We start from the raw sequence: 19689 nt of genomic DNA on the forward strand, positions 1-19689 counted from the left end.
CAACTGATGAAGAGATACAAGGTTGGGCAACGAAATTAAATACACGTCCCAAAAAATGTTTGAATTGGAAAACACCTTATGAAATCTTTTATAAAACTGTGTTGCACTTAATTTGACAATTTAAGATGCATAAAAAAAACGGAGAATAATAAAAAGTTAGTTATGTTTCGTCTATTAGCCTTTGCCGGATTAAGGCGAGGAGAGCTAATGGCATTAAAATGGAAAGATATCGATGAAGTGAATAACACATTAAAGATTGAAAGAGTATTAGCTGAAGGAATTAATGGTTCTGTTTTTCAATCGCCTAAAAATAATACGAGTAAGAGGACCATATCATTAGATAAGACAACAATGGAAACTTTGAAAGATTGGCGAATAACCCAGCAACGTGAACTATTAAAACTCGGTTATAATACCAACAAACCAGAACAATTCGTCTTTGCAAACGATGAGAATAAACATCTTAACTTATACTATATTGGAACTGCTCTTACTAGAGTACTTAAAAAGCATGATTTGCCACATATCACCACCCACGGCTTTCGCCATACTCATTGCTCACTCTTATTTGAAGCAGGGTTAGATATGCAAGAAGTAAAAGATCGATTAGGGCATTCAAACATCCAAACTACAATGAATGTTTATGCTCACGTAACTCAAAATCGACGCGATGAAGTAGCAGATAAATTTGAAGCATTCTTAGGATTCTAGAGCATTACTTGCTACGATTATATGGTGGCAGATGTGTGAGTGACAAAATTGGTGACAAAAATGATGTTTCTCATTCAAAAATGAACATCCGTTCTATTTTGTTTTTTGAAAGTTTTTCAAAAAAAATATATTTATTTAATAGGTTACTTAATAAATATAAACACAAAAAAACATCCCTACCGAAGTAAGGATGTAATTTATGTAATGCCGGCTAAAGGAGTTGAACCCTCGACCCTCTGATTACAAATCAGATGCTCTACCAACTGAGCTAAGCCGGCTTGTTCTTTATTAACTAATCACTATTATGATGAGATTAGTATGACCCGCGCAGGAATCGAACCTGCGACCCACTGATTAAAAGTCAGTTGCTCTACCGACTGAGCTAGCGAGTCGTTTTGACGACCTATATATAATACGATATTTCCATACCTTTTGTCAACACTTTTTAAAAAGTTTTTTTATTATTTATCAAAAACGCGCTGGTTACTGTTATGTCGGGCTTTTGATATATGGTAAACTGAATATACAAACAAAAGGATGTGAAAAAATATGAGACGTATTCTATTTACTCTCAGTATTATACTCGCTACTGCCCTCACCTTGCAAGGGGAAAAAGTATTTGCCGATAATAAAATTCATTCCATTGATATTTCAGTGGAACTTCAAGAAGATGGATCAGCAATTGTTGAAGAAACTCGTAACATGACGGCTGATGATGGGACTGAATTATATATTGAGTTGAACAACTTACAAGATTCAGAAGTATCGAATTTTTCAGTGGAAGGTTATAACTTTAATCCTGTTTGGGATTCAGATCAATCTTTAGAAGAAAAAGAAGGATACTACGGTATCATTCGCGATGACGATGATGCAGAGCTCGTATGGGGTATGGGTGAGCACGGGGATAAAACTTACCAGCTAACTTATACGTTGTCGAATGTCGTCCGGAATTTAAATGACGGGCAAGGCTTACTATGGAACTTTGATACATTCCTAGGTATTCCAACAGAGGATTTAACTTTAACGATTGATTCTCCAGTCGGCTTATCTCAGGATAATACAAACTTCTGGGGCTACGGCTTTGATGGTGATATCCAGATGCAAGGGGAGAAAATTGTTTGGACTTCAGAAGAATCACTTGATGATAGAAACAATGTCACGGTCTTGCTGCAGTTTCCTTCGGATTTATTTAATACTAGCGCAAGTGTAGATATGACGCTTGAAGAACAAAGAGAGATGGCCAACGAAGGATCCTCTTACAATGAATCTTCATCATTGTCAGATAGTAGTTGGATTTTTTGGCTCATATTTGGAATCACGTTTATTCCAGGTTTAGGTATATTCACTGCAAGCATGGTATATTTCTTCAAAGTTCGAAAAATAAAACGCGAGAACAATGCGATGGTTACCGGAGCAGAACGAATAAAAATGAATAAAGGCAAAACAACCGATGTAGTTCCTGAATACGGTGATGACATTGCTAATATCGCATTCTTACTCCAAGAACTGCAAGCAGGTTTCTTTGAAGATTATTTTGCAGCTTACTTAACTAAATGGCTAAGTGAAGACCTCATTGAAATTGAAACTTTTAAGAGCGATAAATTTTTTGGTGATAAATACACAACCTATATTCATGTTAAAGATTTCGATCAACAACAACCGGCGATGGCTTTTGACGAATGGATTGAGAAGAACCCTGAAGATTCTACAATCGAGGAAGGCATGTGGATCATGTTACTCGATGCTTCGGATTCTCATGGTGAAATTGATTCCACAGTTATGATGGAATGGGCAAAAGAACATGCGGACGAAGTAACAAAATTCGAGCTCATTCTTAAAGCGCGTTCAATAGAATATCTAGAAGATGCTGGGTATCTCAATGTTGTTGAAGACAAAGTTTGGAAGCAAACAATCGCAATTCCTCAATCAACACCCAAAGGTGAAGAGTTATTCAATCATATTACACAATATGTCGCTTATTTAGATGATGTTGAGGTAGATCATGTTCAAGAAGATACACAATTATCTAGTATTTTAGTCTGGGCGCTGATTGGTGGCGCAGCAACAAGGATTGCGAAGCAATACGAAGATATTCTTCCAATGAAAAAAGCTTATGATGACAGTAGCACGACTTATACACCGACTCATTACTGGCATAGTACGATGCATTTCAGACGAAATTGGTCAACTGGCCTTTCTAGTGGTGGTTTTAATTCAGTTGTCGCTGGTGGAGGCAGTGGCGGTTCTGGTGGTGCGACATCTTCAGGTGGAGGTGGCGGTGCCGGCGGAGGTGGCGGCGGTGGTGCAAGATAGCATGAATCTTAGCAAACACTCCCAACTGACTTCTTTACAACAAGGATATTCAATAATTCTGGTAAATTAACCAGAATATTGAATATCTTTTTTATTTTAGCATTTTCCTGAGGGGTTCTTTTGTCTTGAAAGGCCCCTTTCCTTGTATTAAGTATCAATTCCAGATAAAATATGCTAATAGTATAATAAATTTTACAATGGAGGATTGTATGACTTTTAAATTAATCGAAACCAAAGAATTAAACGATATTCATTCAATTGGTAAGTTATATGAGCATGAAGAAACTGGTGCTCAAGTATTACACTTAGATAATGATGACACAAATAAAGCATTCACAATTGCTTTCAAAACACCCCCTTACGATGATAATGGGATTGCCCACATCTTAGAACACTCGGTCTTAAACGGCTCAAAGAAATTCCCATCGAAAGAGCCTTTTGTTGAACTAATCAAAGGTTCTTTAAACACCTTTGTTAATGCGATGACTTTCTCGGATAAGACAATTTATCCCGTCGCATCAACTAATCAAAAAGATTTTTCGAATTTGATGAGCGTTTATTTAGATGCGGTCTTCCAACCACTGATTTACTCAAATCCACAAATTCTTGAACAAGAGGGTTGGCATTATCATTTAGAAAATGCTGAAGATGATTTAATCTACAAGGGTGTTGTTTATAATGAGATGAAAGGTGCGACAGCCTCACCTGACAGCCAATTGTATACAGCTATTCAAAAGTATTTATACAAAGGAACACCGTATGAATTCGAATCAGGTGGATTACCATCTACCATTCCGTCTTTAACACAAGAAGCTTTTCTTGATTTCCATGAGAAACACTACCATCCAAGTAGCTCATTAACGATTCTGTACGGAGATTTAGATACGGATCACGCTTTTAGCTTACTTGCTTCTTACTTTGATGGCAAAGGTCAATTGGATGAGCCAGCCGTTGATTTAACTTTTGAAGCAACTCAACCTGAGGAAGAAGATGTTGAATTAACCTATTCAATTACAGACGGCGATGACCCCGATAAAAAAGATTACTTGGCGATTGCTTGGCATACCGCAACAGCTTCAGATTCCTTAGAGCAACACGGTTTACGTGTGTTAGCTGAGATTTTATTTGGTAATAATCAAGCGCCTTTAAAGAAAGCCTTACTCGAAGCTGAAATTGGCGGGGACATTAATGGTGATTTCTTCCAAGTCGGCTATCCTGCAGTCTTCTCAATCGATGCAAAATATAGTGACAAAAACAATATGGACCGCTTTAAAGAAGTGGTTGAGTCCACTTTAACAGACATCGTTAAAGATGGTATCTCAAAAGAATTAATTCAAGCAGCCTTAAACAAAATCACTTTCCGCTTAAAAGAATCTGCCATCTCGGAAAGTAATCCACGCGGCGTTCTTTATGCGATTAGTTCATTAAACACATGGTTATATGATTTATCTCCTTTCGTTTCACTGGAATTCTCAGATAAACTTGATTTATTAGCAAAATTATCTGAAGAAGGTTACTTTGAACAATTGATTCAAGATAAATTATTGAATAATACTAGACGTGTGAACATCGTATTAAAAGCTGAACCTGGAAAAAATGATGCTTTTGAAAAAGAAACATTCAAAGCTTTACAAGAGTACAAAGCAAGCCTTTCTGACCAAGAAATTGATACATTAGTTGAGCAAACACAAGCGCTCATCGCTCGTCAAGAGGCTCCAGATAAAGCAGAGGATTTAGCGGCAATTCCGACATTAGATAAAGAAGATTTATCCACTGAAACAGAAGATTATCCTTTAACTGAAAGTACTTTATTCGAAGGAACAACACTGTATCACGCGGACCAATTTACTTCTGGAATTGATTACCTTGATCTATACTTTGATGTGTCTGACTTTGAAGGGGAAGATTACTTATTATTAAGTTATTTAAGCCAATTATTAGGTGACTTACCGACTGAAAATTATTCTGTTGCAGAATTGCAAACGCAAATTGACTTACACACGGGTGGTATTCACGGGGGCGTCGTAGTTTATGAAACAGTGACTGGCGAAGCAAAACCTTACTTTACATTACGAGGTAAATCACTGGAAACATCATTTACTAAATTAGTTGAGTTAATTAATGAAATTATGACAGGAACTCAGTTTACTGACCGAACTGAATTATTAAATATCACTCAACGTCATGTGTCTGATTTTGAAGATGATATTAACTCCACTGCTCATGTGATCGCTGCTTCACGTGCCTTAAGCCAAGTGAAACCTGTCAGCAAATTAGGGGAATTAATTAACGGGATTGATCAATTTAATTTCACGAAAGAGCTTTTAAAACAAATTAAAGCCAATGATATGAGTGACTTAAGTGAAAAACTTCAAAATATGTTAGAACGTTTATTAAATAAACAACGTATTCATGCACTTTATATTGGTGAAGAAAATCGCTTAGAAGATGTGAAAACAACCTTTACCGAAGCTTTTGCTTCTTTAAGAAGTGACGCTTTAGGCGCTGCTGTGACGTATGAAGCCGGCGAGAAAAAGAATGAAGCCTTTATTACTGCTCAAGATGTAAACTATGTTGGTTTCGCCTCAGACGCGACGAATGAATTGACTTATTCTGGATCTTCACTCGTCTTATCTACTTTCTTACGTTACGATTACTTATGGAATAATATTCGAGTTAAAGGTGGCGCATACGGTTCGATGTTCCGTCACAACTTAAATGGAGATTTCCAATTAAGTTCATACCGCGACCCTAATATTAAGAAGACAATCCAAACGTATCAAGGGATTCCAGATTTTATTGAAACCTTGCAACTTGATGACGCCAGCTTACTAAAAGCAATCATTGGTACATTAAGTAATTTAGACCAACCATTGTCTGCCTATCACAAAGGAAAGCGTGCATTCTCTCGTCACCAAGTGGGCCGTACGACAGCTGATGTGATTCAACTTAAGGAAGAAGTTTTAGCTACAACTGAAGCAAGCTTAACTGTCTTAAGTGAAGGATTCCGCTCAGTGATTGATAAAGGGACCATTGCCGTGATTGGTAATAAAGCCCAAATTGAACAAGAACGCGAAAACTTCGATGACATTCACGAACTCTATTAATACTTGGTACAACAAAAAATCCACTACTGATATTTTGGTCAGTAGTGGATCTTTTTTATTTTACATAGTCAAATTCTACTTCGTCTTTCAAGATACCCATAAAGTAAGCATCCCGATATTGTCCATTTGTATAGAAGTGGTCTTTCATTGTTCCTTCTTGTCTAAAGCCTAATTTTTTATAGATATGGACCGCTGGATGATTATTTGCATCCACAATTAAATATACTTTATGCATATTTAAAATTGAAAAAGCATACTCAATTCCTTTTCGTAAAGCCTTTTGTGCTAAGCCTTGTCCACGGAATCGTTTAATGACAATAATTTGTATTTCGCAATTACGATGAATATAATCGATTTCCATTAATTCAACAACCCCAACAAACTCACCGGCGACTTCAATGACAAAGCGTCTTTCAGAAGAATCGAAGAGGTGCTTATCATATAATCGTTCTAATTCATCAAGGGATTCATAGGGCTCTTCGAACCAATAGGCCATCATCTCGCGCTCATTATTGATGATATGAATCGAAGGTAAGTCATTCTTTTCTAATGCTCTAATTATCATACTCATCGCTTCCTTTAGTAATTATTTGGTTTTCACTAAGCTTATTATAGCATTTACCCAACTAACCACAAAAAAGTTTCCAACAAAATTAATTTGTTAGAAACTTCATTGACGTACTCTATTCATTATTGTTTATGTTTTTCAACAAACGCTGCTCGTCCTGACCCAATAGTATAACGATTATAGTGTTCAGGATTTTTCTTATAATAATCTTGATGATAATCTTCTGCTTCATAGAATGGTTTTGCGTCTTCAACCGGTACAACGACAGGTTTACCAAATCGTCCACTCTTATCCAAGGCTTCTCTTGATTCTTTAGCTAACTGACGTTGCTCTTCTGAATTAACGAATATCACAGGACGATAAGATGTTCCACGGTCATAAAATTGACCCGTCGCATCTGTTGGGTCCATACTTGACCAATAAATATCAAGCAATTGTTGGTACGTTATCTTTTCTGGATCAAAGGTAATTTCAACCGCTTCTGTATGATTCGTTTCACCACTTGTTACTTGTACATAGGTCGGATTTTCAGTCTGGCCTCCAGTATAACCTGAAACAACCGCTTCAACTCCATCCATTTCATCAAATGGATGAACCATACACCAGAAACACCCTCCAGCAAATATTGCTTTTTCAAATTGACTCATTATATCCAATCCTTTCTTAATTCACTGACTAATTAAACAAATCAACGAAGAATCGTCGTGTGGACTCCCACGTATTACTCACGCCGTTTGAGAAGGAATGCCAGCCATTCACATACCAGGCTGCTTCTTCAATGGGCTCTGCTTGAACGACTGGAACGTGGTTCCCTTTCGTCGAAGGTAAATACGTAAATTCAGTGTCAGCACCGTAGATAGTCATCTCTCCAACGACTTCTCCTTGTTCAACCGGTGCCACTAAATAGCTTCTATCTTCAAATAAAGCGTCATTACTTGAGAATTCGTACTCCAAACGCGGAGCGGTATCAATAATTGGAACAACTAAGGACATATTTTCGCCGTAGATAAGCTCCGCTTCACTTTCGGAACTACCTTCTACTTTGATGGTATTCACCTGTGTCGTCGGTTGCCCTTCGCTTACAACAAGTTCTTTCATATAAGCACTATAGCTGTAGTCCATGAGACGATCTGTCTCTTCATAGCGAGTATCTTCATCTTCAGTTCCTAATACAACTGTAATTATACCAAACTCATCTTCATTCGAATAACCGACAAAGCTATTGCCGTCTTGTTCGGAAGATCCTGGCATTAAACCTAGGACGTTTTCACGTTCATAAGGCTTTCCTTTTAGCATTTGGTTATAATTATTCATATCAATCGCATCATCCGTATTCGGTTTAAACACTGCTTTTGCTTGATCACTATAATCTAAATAATCCGGAAAGTCATTGACCAGATGATAGGCAATGATTGCTGCAACTTCTGCAGAAAAGGTATTGGTTTCACCATTGTCTTCTAACCCTGTTGAATTAATGAGGTTAAATTCTTCAACGCCCCATTCTAACAACTGCGTTTCCATCATTTTAACAAAATCCGCTTCCGTCTCTCCCACCATTTCAGCTAAAGCAAGTGTGGCACCATTTGCTAAATTAATTGAAACAGCTTCGACTAATTCATTGACTGTATAATTATAATCCTGTCTTAAAGGCACATTACCAATATTATAATCTTGACTCAATTGATATGCTTCATCTGAGATGGGAACAATAGATTCGCGTGTCCACTCATCTTGTGCTTCAATTGTTTTTAAAGCAACATAAACGGATAATAATTTACTTATTGAACCAACTTGAAGTATTTCGTCTGCATTTTGGCTCATTAAGACTTGTCCATTCTCACTATCAATTGAAATGGCAGAAACTGCATCAATCGTTGGCGCGGTTGATTGTGCCTGGCTACTTTGTTGCGGTAATAAAAACGAGGTGATTAACAAAATGACAAATAAATATCTTAACTTCATTCGCCACCACTCTCTTCTATATTTTTTAATTTAATACGAAAGACAGTTTCATTATCTTCCACAGTCGCAAAAACCAAACCGTCATGTAGATCAACGATATTTTTTACGATTGAAAGTCCTAAACCACTTCCAGGAATCTCAGATGTTCTTGATTTCTCAGTTCGGTAACTCCGCTCAAAGATATTCTTATACTCAGATTCCGCAAGTATTTCACCGTTATTTCGCGTTTCCAGATAGACACTCGCATCATCACTCGATTTATAAGCGCGCAAGCGAATGACATCTCCAAAACCGTATTTAAATGCATTAGAAATCAGATTACTGAACACTCTTGCCATCTTATCGACATCAATCTGTACGAATAAATCCTCTGGGTAAACTTCTACAACAATGTCTACGCCTTGCTCGTCACCTGTTAACTCAAATTCAGCTGCCAATTGTTCAAAGAAAAACTTGATAGGAATGGATTGAGCTTCAAGCGAATACGTTGCTTGTCCTGATTCAATATATAAGAATAAATCATTCACTAACGTTCGCATCATCTTCGCCTTCTCGTACGCTATCCCAATATAGCTATCTTTCTCTTCCTCACTTTGATACTGCTTATGAATCACAGCATCTAAGTAACCAATCGTTGACGTGAGTGGTGTCCGAATATCATGACTGACATTTGCGATTAACTCATCTTTCGTCTCTTCCGCTCGTCGTTCCTCTTCAAGTGAATGTTCTGTACTTTCAACCAGTTGATTAATACTATCAATAATATCTGTCAATTCACCAATTTGCGTACTCTCGATTCGGTAATTGTATTTATTATTTTCAGATATGTAGTTTAAATGCTCTAAAGCACGACCAATCTTCATCATTTTACGCTGTCTGTCCATACGGCGATATGTAATGAGTCCTCCGATACTTAATACGATAAGCGTAATAATTTGGTTATATGGAATGCGCCACAACTGGAAAAACTGGAAAAAATTCCCCCCACGTAGAAAATCTAAACGGGTATTAATTACAATATCAAAGCCAAGTATAATCCCTAAATATACAAAGAATACAATGAAGAGAACACTTGAGGTATAACGAATTAAATCAATCTTTTGTGAAGGTGTTAATTGGGTAGATAAGATTTGTTTATTATCATCGTTCAACCTTATAGCCTACTCCCCATACAGTCTGAACGACTTTGTCTCCTCCAGTTGCCTGAGCAATTTTATCACGCAAATGACTCACATGAACCATGACGGTTTTGGCACTCACAACACTTTCTTGATTCCAAACCTCTTCGAAGATTTCATCCGCACTAAAGACACGGTTTGGGTTACTTGATAAAAGAAATAAAATTCCAAACTCTAGAGCTGTCAATTGAATTTCAGTACCGCTATTTGTTCTCACTTCATGAGAATCCCGGCGTATAACTAAAGGTCCAACCTCAATTGTATCTCCTGGTGTCTCCATTCCTGAATAACTATGTTGACGGCGTAGAATTGATTTCACACGTGCCATCACCTCTAAAGGATTAAAGGGTTTGGTTACATAATCATCCGCTCCAGCAAATAGGCCTTCGATTTTCTCGTGATCCGCTGATTTGGCACTCACCATAATTACTGGAATGCTCATATCCTTTTCACGCATCACTTCAACCACTTCTAATCCCGTTACTTTTGGCATCATCACATCTAAGATAACCAAATCAAATTCTTGACTTTCTTCTAACTGATTTAAAGCTTCTTCACCATTAAATGCTTTTACAACTTCATAACCCTCATTTTTTAGATAAATATTTAAAAGATCTACGATTTCGCGATCATCGTCTGCTACTAATATACGCATCATAATCCTCCTTCTTTACAATTAAATGTACTCAATAACTATTATACCTTTTTTAAACACAAAAAATAGTAGTTACGATTAATGATGTCAAAATGACATAAGTTTTTCACAATTTAAGCCCATAATTCAGTATAACTAAAACCACCAGTGAAGATGACTTAGTTAGCCCTCTCCACTAGTGGTTCATATTATTTATTTACTTCTTTAGTATGAGCAATTATTGTCTAATAATTAATTGGTCTCCAACTTGCAAGGCATCACTTTCTAGATTATTCCAGTCAATAATATCTTGAACGGTTACCCCAAATTCAGCAGCGATTCGGTATAAGTAATCTCCCGCTTCAACCACATAAATAATGTCTTCAGGGTCGCCTGGGTCTGGTTCTTCCGCTCCATTATCTGGGTCAACAACGATTAATTCTTGACCAACAAATAAGCTATTACTTTCTAGGTTATTCCAATCAATCAGATTATCGACTGTAATACCAAATTCATTCGCGATTCGGTATAAATAGTCACCGGATTGAACAACGTAAATGTTATCATCTGGTTCTTCCGGATCTGGGTCAGGCTCTTCAGGTTCTTCACCATTACTAGGATCTACTACAATTAATTCTTGTCCGACTTGTAAGAAATCACTTTCTAAGTCGTTCCAGTCAATAATATCTTGGACGCTAATACCGAATTGATTAGCAATTCCATATAAATAGTCACCTGATTGAACAACATAAATGTTATCATCTGGTTCCTCTGGATCGGGTTCGAGTTCTTCGGGGTCTTCGCCGTTACCAGGATCTACTACGATTAATTCTTGTCCGATTTGTAAGAAATCATTGTCTAAGTTATTCCAGTCAATAATATCTTGGACGCTAACATCATATTCATTGGCAATACTATATAATGAATCGCCTGATTGAACAACATAAGTACCTTCTTCTGGTTCTTCAGGGTCAGGTGCAGGTTCCTCAGGTTCTTCAACGTCCTCTAAAAGTTCATAATAAACGTAAGCACCGTTTTCATCCATAGTGACATAAAAGTCAGCATGAATATCAATATTGAAATTTGCATTCGCATATTCAACGGCTGCATCTACACTTGGGAAATATTGCTCCACGAGTGAGTAGTTTGGTAGATAGGCTTCGTCTCCTGGTTCAGGTCTAACAAAGTCTTGTGCGTTGGTTTGAACTTGTCCAAAACCAAGTGCCATCAACGATGCTAATAAAGTGGCTGTTAATTTTAAGTTCCGACTGTTTCTGCGAATCATTTGTATCGCATCCTTTCATTATTGTGCGTCGGGTTTCTTTTTTCTTAACTACAACCTCATTGTAACACCCTCGAAATTCTTGTCATGTCATAACCCCCATGTTCATATAAAGGTCAAACAATGTTCATAGTCTCATAATCAAAGATTCATATTAGGTCGAATACGGTGGTTTTAGTGCTCTGACTTTTTCTCAAGGCACTTTTTTCGAGTTTTGTATCCCTGAAAAATTCTCAGGGATGGTTTGATGCCCTGAGATTTTCTCAAGGCACTTTTTTCGCGTTTTGTATCCCTGAAAAGTTCTCAGGGATGGTTTGGTGCTCTGAGATTTTCTCAAGGCACCCTTTTAACGTTTTGTATCCTTGAAAAATTCTCAAAGCACCTTCTATATAATTCCCTGTCCTAAGCTCCCAAGAACACAAAAAAACTCAACAATATAGCTAATTAATCACTACATTGTTGAGTATTTTCGTTAACCAAATCACTTCAGCAAATTAAGCGCGTGAGTAGTTTGGTGCTTCTTTTGTAATATTAACATCATGTGGGTGAGACTCAATAAGTCCAGCGCCACTCATACGGATGAATTGTGCTTCTTCGCGTAAAGCTTTTAAGTTTGCTGATCCAGTATAACCCATACCTGCACGAATACCACCTAGCATTTGGAAGACGATATCTTGAGCGCTACCTTTATAAGCAACACGACCTTCAATTCCTTCTGGAACTAGTTTGTTTGCTTCGTTTTTAGATTGGAAGTAACGGTCACTTGACCCTTTTTCCATAGCCGCTAAACTACCCATACCGCGGTAAGTTTTGAAACGACGTCCTTGGTAAATTTCAAAGTTACCTGGCGACTCATCAGTACCAGCTAACATACTACCTAACATAACAGCATTTCCACCAGCAGCAATCGCTTTGACGATATCGCCTGAGTATTTAATTCCACCGTCAGCAATAATTGCTTTTCCGTATTCACGGGCTGCAGTAGCTGCTTCATAAATTGCTGTTAACTGAGGTACACCAACACCTGCAACAACACGCGTTGTACAGATAGAACCTGGTCCGATACCTACTTTTACAACGTCAACACCGACATCGAATAACGCACGTGTACCTTCAGCAGTCGCAACATTCCCAGCAATAATTGTAACGTCTGGGTATGTGTCACGAATTTCTTTAATTTTACGAATAACACCCGCACTATGTCCGTGGGCAGTATCGACAACTAAAGCATCCACTTGTTGGTCAATTAATGCTTGTGCACGTTCAAATGTATCACTTGTCACACCAATCGCTGCCGCAACTAATAAGCGTCCATGGCTATCTTTAGCTGCATTTGGGTATTGGATTACTTTCTCAATATCTTTAATCGTAATTAAACCTGATAAGTGACCTTGTTCGTTAACTAAGGGTAATTTTTCGATACGGTGATCGAATAAGATACGTTCAGCTTCTTCTAAAGATGTACCAATTGGCGCTGTAACTAACGCTTCTCTAGTCATCACTGAAGAAATTAGAGCTTGATTATCATTAATGAAACGTGTATCACGGTTTGTGATAATTCCAATTAAAGTTAAGTCTGTTTCAGATTCAACAATTGGAACGCCACTAATACGGTAACGAGACATTAAATCTTCAGCATCTTGAACAGTGTGTTGAGGAGTTAAGTAAAATGGATCTAAGATGACGCCATTTTCTGAACGTTTAACACGTCGAACTTCTTCAGCTTGTGCTTCAATTGACATGTTCTTATGAATGACACCTAGTCCTCCTTGGCGTGCCATTGCTATCGCCATATCTGATTCGGTAACTGTATCCATACTTGCCGATAAAATTGGGATATTTAACTTTAAGTTAGGGGCTAATTCTACTGATAAATCAACATCATTAGGTAAAATATGACTTTCTGCTGGTACGAGGATCACATCGTCAAATGTATATCCTTCGCGTTGAAATTTAGTGTTCCATGCGTTCATTTAAATCCTCCTATATATTTGTCTTTTCTATATTTTTACTAAGTTACCACGTAGCGCTTTTATTATCAACCGAATACTTAACATTCACTTCATAAAAAATTGGAATGTTCGTGAATTTCAACATCTATAATAAAAACCAACCAAGTTAAACTTGGTTGGTTGATTTGAGGTGGTTAGAATACGCCACCTTGAATATTTAATTGTCTCTTTAATAAGAAGCGTAAACCAAAGGTTACAGCGGCAATAATGATATAAGTCATTGATTCAAAGACTGGGTTCAATGCTGATGGAAGTAATACGGCACTGATACTTACGATTAAGAACCAACCAAACATTGCGGCAATAGACACTCCGAAGTAGCGCCATAAACGACGCTCACCTTTAGGTGCATCTAAATCTGGCATAACTTTAGAAGTAATTAACATCGCAACACCTGCAACAATATAGTTAATAATTAAAGTAGTTAAGCCCATGAAAGCAGAAGTTGTCCCCGCATCCGCATTCAACATTGAGATACCTGTGATGAATGTGAATAATGAACCTAGCATTAGCCCACCGTCTAAAGCAATTTGCCAATCAGGTGACTTTTCAACTGGTGCATTTTCTGGATTTGGGAATTCTTGTTCTATAATTAAGTTAGCAGTTTCTGTCGGCGTTCCATAAATCTGACGTGCTGTTTGGCTATTGATTTGCCCGTCTAGTAACGTATCCACCATTTCAGCATAGACTCGCTCTTGAACTTCATAGTGTAATTGGTCAGATAATTTTTTATCTACACTTAACATAAATTGCTTATTTTTGTTCGTTAATTCTGCAAACTGGCTTTCTTTAATCCCAGCAATAACATTTCTTTCTTGAGATTCTTCAACACTTGCTACTTCTGTTTCTTTAGCCGTCTCAATTGATTCTTCAGCTACTTTATCAGTTGTCACTTCTACATCTTTCTCTTCGAATTCTTTTTTGTTATCTTCTGACATAATTTCCCCCGATCGATCTAGACATTAAATCTAAATAGCATAATGTCGCCGTCTTTAACAATATATTCTTTACCTTCTGAACGGTAGTAACCTAATTCACGCGAACGAGCCATGCTTCCAGCTTCCATTAAATGGTCGTAAGAAACAGTTTCAGCACGGATGAATCCACGTTCGAAGTCCGAGTGAATCACTCCAGCTGCTTGAGGAGCTTTCATTCCTTTTTTGAATGTCCAAGCGCGTACTTCTTGCTCACCTGCTGTAAAGTATGTTCCTAAGCCTAATAATGTATAAGCTTTTTGAATTAAACGGTCTAAACCTGATTCTTCTAAACCAAAGTCTTCTAAAAACACTGTTTTTTCTTCGTCATCTAAGATCGCAATTTCTTCTTCAAGACTTGCACATACTGGAACAACTTCTGCTCCTTGTGTAGCAGCAAATTCAATGACCTTTTGTAAGTGAGGATTTGAGCTTGGATCACTTACTTCTTCTTCACCAATATTTGCTACATATAACATTTTCTTGCGTGTTAATAAGAATAAGCTTTTTACAATCGGCTCTTCTTCTTTTGTGAATTCAACTGAGTTCGCTAATTGATCACTTTCAAGTGCATCTTTCAAGCGTTCTAAAATATCCATCTCGATTAACGCATCTTTATCTTTAGTTCTAGCTAATTTTTGGACACGTATTAATCGCTTATCAATCGATTCCAAGTCAGCTAAGATTAACTCTAAGTTGATTGTCTCTATATCTGAAAGTGGGTCCACTTTCCCGTCAACGTGAGTAATATTTTCGTCTTCGAAACAACGAACAACGTGACAAATTGCGTCCACTTGGCGAATATTACTTAAGAATTTGTTTCCTAATCCTTCGCCTTTACTTGCACCCTTTACAATCCCTGCGATATCTGTAAATTCGAAAGTTGTTGGAATTGTTTTCTTAGGTTTTACTACTTCTGTAATGTCTGTTAAACGTTTGTCAGGTACTTCTACCACTCCAACGTTTGGGTCAATCGTCGCGAACGGATAGTTTGCTGCTTCAACCCCTGCTTTTGTAATTGCGTTAAAAAGTGTTGATTTACCAACGTTAGGTAAGCCAACAATACCAGCTGTTAATGCCATGTAGTCACTCTCTTTCTTTTATTTAAACTTATTCAGCAGATTCTGCTTTTTCTAGTACTTTTTTCATTTTCTTTTCAAAATCACGCCGAGTCATCGTCACAATATGCTTACAATTCATACATTGTATACGAATATCCATCCCCATACGGATAATTTGCCAGCGGTTTGTTTGGCAAGCGTGTGGTTTTTTCATTTCGACAATATCGAGTTTATCGAATTCTTTACGATTCATCTTGTCCACTCCCTATAAATGTATATTTAATAAATCTAAAATTCGAATTAAATCTGATTCAGATAAAAATTCAATTTCTATTTTACCACGTTCACCACGTTGATTAATTGTCGTAGCTGTCCCAAAGTAATCTTGCATTTCTTGTTCAATCGCAAGATAATGGGGTGGTTTTTTGGCTTTTTCTTTTTTGTCTTTTTCTTTTTCTTTGTCTTCTTTAGGAGCTTCATCATTTAATGATTGAACTAATTCTTCGAGTTGACGAACAGTCATTCCTTCACTTACGACACGTTTTGCGACTGGAATCAGTTGGTCTTTATCTTTAAGACCTAAGATTGTACGCGCTTGTCCCATCGATAATTGTTCCCCAACCATTGTCTTAATTTCATCTGGTAATGATAATAGACGTAAGTAATTGGCGATATATGGGCGACTTTTACCAATTCTTTCAGCCACTTGCGCTTGTGTTAAATCAAGATTCTCCATCAAGATGTTATATGCTTCAGCTTCTTCTAAAGGACTCAAGTCTTCACGTTGTAGGTTTTCTACCACTGCAATTTCAATCATTTGTTCTTCATCTAGTTCACGAACAATACCTGGAATTGTCTCTTTACCTGCCAGTCGACTTGCACGAACACGCCGTTCACCAGCGATTAATTCATAACCTTTGATTGTCGATTTTCTAAGAATTACAGGTTGAAATACACCGGACTGTTTAATCGAATCAGCTAATTCATTTAAAGCTTTCTGATTAAATGTTTTACGCGGTTGATAGGGGTTAGCACGAATTTGATCTAATGGAATCTCTTCTACGATTTCGTTTTCGCCTGGAGTTTCCTCATATGCTGAAAACAAGGCATCCATACCTCGGCCTAAGCCACCTCGTTTACGAGGTTGGTTATTATTCGCCATTACTAATCACTTCCTTTGCCAGTTCAACATACATCTCCGCACCTCTTGAACGAGAATCATATTCAATGACTGATTGCCCATAAGAAGGTGCTTCTGATAAGCGAATATTTCTTGGAATGACTGTGCGGTAGACTTTTTCATGGAAATACTTACGTACTTCATCCATCACTTCAAAGCCTAAATTCGTTCGTGCATCGAGCATTGTAATTAACACGCCCTCGATACGGAAATTGCGATTATAAGTTTTTTGAACTAAACGAATGGTATTTAATAATTGTGTTAATCCTTCTAGCGCGTAATACTCAGCTTGTACTGGGATTAAAATTGTATCACTTGCGGTAAAAGCATTAATTGATAATTGACCTAATGAAGGTGGGCAGTCGATTAAGATATAATCATAATTTTTCCGAATCGGGGCCACTGCTTCTTTCAGGCGTGACTCGCGGTTTTCAATATTTACTAGTTCTAACTCTGCAGCTGCAAGTTGAATGTTTGACGGTACAATCCATAAGTTATCTTGACTTGTTTCAACGATGACATCTTGAATTGGAATTTGATCAATGAGTACTTCATACAAGCTTGCATCTAATGCGCTTCTTTCTACCCCAAGACCACTCGTCGCATTTCCTTGCGAATCAGAATCAATGATTAATACTTTTTTACCTAAAGTTGCTAAAGCAGCTCCTAGGTTAACTGTTGTGGTGGTTTTACCAACACCACCCTTTTGATTACCGACTGCAATCATTTTACTCATGCGATCTCCTCCTTGTTATAACGGTTGTTTGGCTGGTTTACCAGGACGTCTTGGATATTTCTTCGGTGTTTCTAAAGTTTTGCGAATCACTAAGATTTCACGCTCACTATCTTCAATGGGTAACATCTCGCTAATTTGCTCTTCAAACTTCGCTCCAAGCGTTGCGATAGCCTTTTTCGCTTTAACGATTTCTTCGTCAGCTCTTTGTGCTTTCAGAGCAATGAAGTAGCCACCTTTTTTTGCTAATGGTAAACACAATTCGCTTAAGACGTTTAAAGCTGCTACAGCTCTTGCTGTGACGATATCGAATTGTTCGCGGTGGGCTTTGTCTTGTCCAACTTCTTCTGCACGACCATGAACAGCCTTAACGCCTGTTAAGTTCAATTCCTCTGCTAAAAGGTTTAAAAATGTTATACGTTTGTTCAATGAATCTACAATTGTAATGTCTAAATCAGGGCGTACAATTTTCATTGGAATACTTGGAAAGCCGGCCCCTGCGCCAACATCACATAAAGTAGCATTCTCTTTAAAATAATCAGGTGCCATCCATAAGGGCATTAATGAATCATAGAAATGCTTTAAATACACATCTGGCTTTTCAGTAATTGCCGTTAAGTTAATCTTATTATTCCACTCGACTAACAGGTGGTAATACTGTTCAAACTGATTAATCTGTTGTTCAGTTAATTGACTGCCCTTTTCATTCAGGGCTTGGATAAATTCTTCGACTGTCATAACCGTCTCCTTTTAAATAAGTCCTTTTGTGAAACAAACCTATGTTTCACGACATGTATACTTTAACTTAAATGCTAGTTCTATGCAATGATATCTAAGGAGAAATTTCCTTTTAATCACTATTTTAACATAGACTGGTATGAATTATCATTCATTTCAATATGATTCTTAAAGAGTTATAATAGAGATACAAATAAAATGGTTATTATATAGAAAGGAAGTTTACCTTGAGCCCAACTTTGTACTACACTTTTCATACGGTATTCAATCGGTTATATACGATTGCTTCAACAGAAAAGGGCTTAGCTTACGTAAGTCCAGACGATGGAGATATAACGATTTTGGAAAAGCTATTTAAGGGGTTTACTATCCAAGAAGATGAATCTATAAATGCAGAATCGATTAAACAACTTCAAGAATACACACAAGGATCACGTAATGAGTTTGATTTAGTGTTAGACATCCAAAATGGAACACCTTTTCAGCAGTCAATTTGGAAAGCATTACTTGATGTTCCTTACGGTCGAACTATTCATTATGGAGCGTTGGCTGAAAATATAAACAATCCTAAAGCAGTTCGTGCAGTTGGAGGCGCTGTTGGCCAAAATCCAATTTCTATTATTATTCCGTGTCACCGTATCATCGGAAAGAATGGTTCGTTAACAGGCTATAATGGTGGGATTAATGTAAAGATGAAATTGTTAGATATCGAAGGTATTCAATACACTGGTTAAACACTTTAATCACTTTAAACACTCTTTTAAACACTGCTGTGTTTTGCAAATTTGAAGTACATAGTATTGCAACGAAAAGTACACAATATAGCCATCCAATTTTTTCCTTTTAATTATTCTTTTTTTGATAATGCATTTTTCAAACGAAAACTCTCTCCAGTAAAAGTTAATATGTGTGCGTGATGAATTAAGCGATCAACAAGAGCTGAAGTAAGGCGCGGATCAATAAAGACCTTGTTCCAGCTACTAAACTCAAGGTTTGAAGTAATTACAACACTTTTAGTTTCATACCAATCACTAATTAATTGAAAGAGTAATTCAGAACCATTCTTGTTAAATGGGACGTAACCCATTTCATCTAATATAACCAACTGCACTCGATTAAATCGTTTTTTAAACCGCTCTAATTGATTGTTTTTCCATGCTCGTTCAAGTTCTAAGACAAGGTCACTAACTCGCCAAAATCGAGTCTCAATACCCTGTTGACAAGCTTTGTAGCCTA

General features: G+C 37.2%; 18 protein-coding genes, 2 tRNA genes and 1 pseudogene. 5 read left to right on the forward strand and 16 right to left on the reverse strand.

The window, feature by feature from the left end; all coding sequences use genetic code 11:
• A pseudogene (locus tag ACEN33_RS08650) lies at positions 1-116 on the forward strand (IS30 family transposase); the annotation flags it as partial.
• Between the two features lie 13 nt (positions 117-129).
• Complete coding sequence (locus ACEN33_RS08655; RefSeq protein WP_407094892.1) at positions 130-711, forward strand: site-specific integrase; 582 nt, start codon at positions 130-132, stop codon at positions 709-711.
• Positions 712-916: 205 nt separating this feature from the next.
• On the opposite strand, the gene ACEN33_RS08660 is transcribed toward ACEN33_RS08655, so the two are convergent.
• A tRNA-Thr gene (locus ACEN33_RS08660) sits at positions 917-989 on the reverse strand.
• Between the two features lie 41 nt (positions 990-1030).
• Positions 1031-1103: transfer RNA gene (locus ACEN33_RS08665), tRNA-Lys, on the reverse strand.
• Positions 1104-1260: 157 nt separating this feature from the next.
• On the opposite strand from ACEN33_RS08665, the gene ACEN33_RS08670 reads away from it, so the two are divergent.
• Both ACEN33_RS08670 and ACEN33_RS08675 read left to right on the forward strand, forming a co-directional pair.
• Positions 1261-3024, forward strand: coding sequence for a DUF2207 domain-containing protein (locus ACEN33_RS08670; protein WP_407089992.1), 1764 nt, complete (start codon positions 1261-1263; stop codon positions 3022-3024).
• A gap of 209 nt (positions 3025-3233) precedes the next feature.
• A complete protein-coding gene (locus ACEN33_RS08675; RefSeq protein ID WP_407089993.1) occupies positions 3234-6131 on the forward strand; it encodes an insulinase family protein in 2898 nt (965 codons plus the stop codon).
• A 55-nt stretch (positions 6132-6186) separates the two neighbouring features.
• On the opposite strand, the gene ACEN33_RS08680 is transcribed toward ACEN33_RS08675, so the two are convergent.
• The 13 genes from ACEN33_RS08680 to rsmG all read right to left on the reverse strand — a co-directional run bounded on the left by ACEN33_RS08680 (position 6187) and on the right by rsmG (position 18453).
• Complete coding sequence (locus ACEN33_RS08680; protein WP_138404953.1) at positions 6187-6696, reverse strand: GNAT family N-acetyltransferase; 510 nt, start codon at positions 6694-6696, stop codon at positions 6187-6189.
• Between the two features lie 125 nt (positions 6697-6821).
• Positions 6822-7346: a peptide-methionine (S)-S-oxide reductase MsrA gene (gene msrA, locus ACEN33_RS08685; protein ID WP_171031335.1), complete on the reverse strand. Its 525-nt coding sequence runs from the start codon at positions 7344-7346 to the stop codon at positions 6822-6824.
• 28 nt (positions 7347-7374) lie between these two features.
• Positions 7375-8661, reverse strand: a complete 1287-nt coding sequence (locus tag ACEN33_RS08690; protein ID WP_407089995.1) for a D-alanyl-D-alanine carboxypeptidase family protein — start codon at positions 8659-8661, stop codon at positions 7375-7377.
• Complete coding sequence (locus ACEN33_RS08695; protein WP_407089996.1) at positions 8658-9812, reverse strand: sensor histidine kinase; 1155 nt, start codon at positions 9810-9812, stop codon at positions 8658-8660. The genes ACEN33_RS08690 and ACEN33_RS08695 overlap by 4 nt, the downstream gene beginning before the upstream one ends.
• Positions 9802-10494, reverse strand: coding sequence for a response regulator transcription factor (locus ACEN33_RS08700; RefSeq protein WP_138404966.1), 693 nt, complete (start codon positions 10492-10494; stop codon positions 9802-9804). Before ACEN33_RS08700 ends, ACEN33_RS08695 begins: the two co-directional genes overlap by 11 nt.
• Before the next feature lie 217 nt (positions 10495-10711).
• Positions 10712-11758, reverse strand: a complete 1047-nt coding sequence (locus ACEN33_RS08705; protein WP_407089997.1) for a LysM peptidoglycan-binding domain-containing protein — start codon at positions 11756-11758, stop codon at positions 10712-10714.
• Between the two features lie 491 nt (positions 11759-12249).
• Positions 12250-13728 carry an IMP dehydrogenase gene (guaB, locus tag ACEN33_RS08710; protein ID WP_407089998.1) on the reverse strand — a complete coding sequence of 493 codons (1479 nt, stop codon included), beginning with the start codon at positions 13726-13728 and terminating at the stop codon, positions 12250-12252.
• A gap of 173 nt (positions 13729-13901) precedes the next feature.
• On the reverse strand, positions 13902-14705 hold the full coding sequence (locus ACEN33_RS08715; protein ID WP_407090935.1) for a DUF1129 domain-containing protein: 804 nt from the start codon (positions 14703-14705) through the stop codon (positions 13902-13904).
• 17 nt (positions 14706-14722) lie between these two features.
• Complete coding sequence (gene ychF, locus ACEN33_RS08720) at positions 14723-15823, reverse strand: redox-regulated ATPase YchF (protein ID WP_407090936.1); 1101 nt, start codon at positions 15821-15823, stop codon at positions 14723-14725.
• Between the two features lie 28 nt (positions 15824-15851).
• Positions 15852-16055 (reverse strand): DUF951 domain-containing protein, encoded by a 204-nt coding sequence (locus tag ACEN33_RS08725; protein ID WP_138404946.1) that lies wholly within the window; start codon positions 16053-16055, stop codon positions 15852-15854.
• A 12-nt stretch (positions 16056-16067) separates the two neighbouring features.
• On the reverse strand, positions 16068-16964 hold the full coding sequence (locus ACEN33_RS08730) for a ParB/RepB/Spo0J family partition protein (protein WP_407090938.1): 897 nt from the start codon (positions 16962-16964) through the stop codon (positions 16068-16070).
• A complete protein-coding gene (locus ACEN33_RS08735) occupies positions 16954-17718 on the reverse strand; it encodes a ParA family protein (RefSeq protein ID WP_138404944.1) in 765 nt (254 codons plus the stop codon). The genes ACEN33_RS08730 and ACEN33_RS08735 overlap by 11 nt, the downstream gene beginning before the upstream one ends.
• A gap of 15 nt (positions 17719-17733) precedes the next feature.
• Positions 17734-18453, reverse strand: a complete 720-nt coding sequence (gene rsmG / locus ACEN33_RS08740) for a 16S rRNA (guanine(527)-N(7))-methyltransferase RsmG (protein ID WP_138404943.1) — start codon at positions 18451-18453, stop codon at positions 17734-17736.
• A 227-nt stretch (positions 18454-18680) separates the two neighbouring features.
• Between rsmG and ACEN33_RS08745 the strand changes: the two genes are divergently transcribed.
• Positions 18681-19187, forward strand: a complete 507-nt coding sequence (locus tag ACEN33_RS08745; RefSeq protein ID WP_328590783.1) for a methylated-DNA--[protein]-cysteine S-methyltransferase — start codon at positions 18681-18683, stop codon at positions 19185-19187.
• A 113-nt stretch (positions 19188-19300) separates the two neighbouring features.
• Here ACEN33_RS08745 and ACEN33_RS08750 read toward each other — a convergent pair.
• Positions 19301-19689: ATP-binding protein (locus tag ACEN33_RS08750; protein WP_407094891.1), on the reverse strand; the 389-nt coding region annotated here is incomplete at its 5' end.

The organism is Ruoffia sp. FAM 24228 (assembly GCF_045528575.1).
Classification (GTDB): Bacteria; Bacillota; Bacilli; order Lactobacillales; family Aerococcaceae; genus Ruoffia; species Ruoffia halotolerans.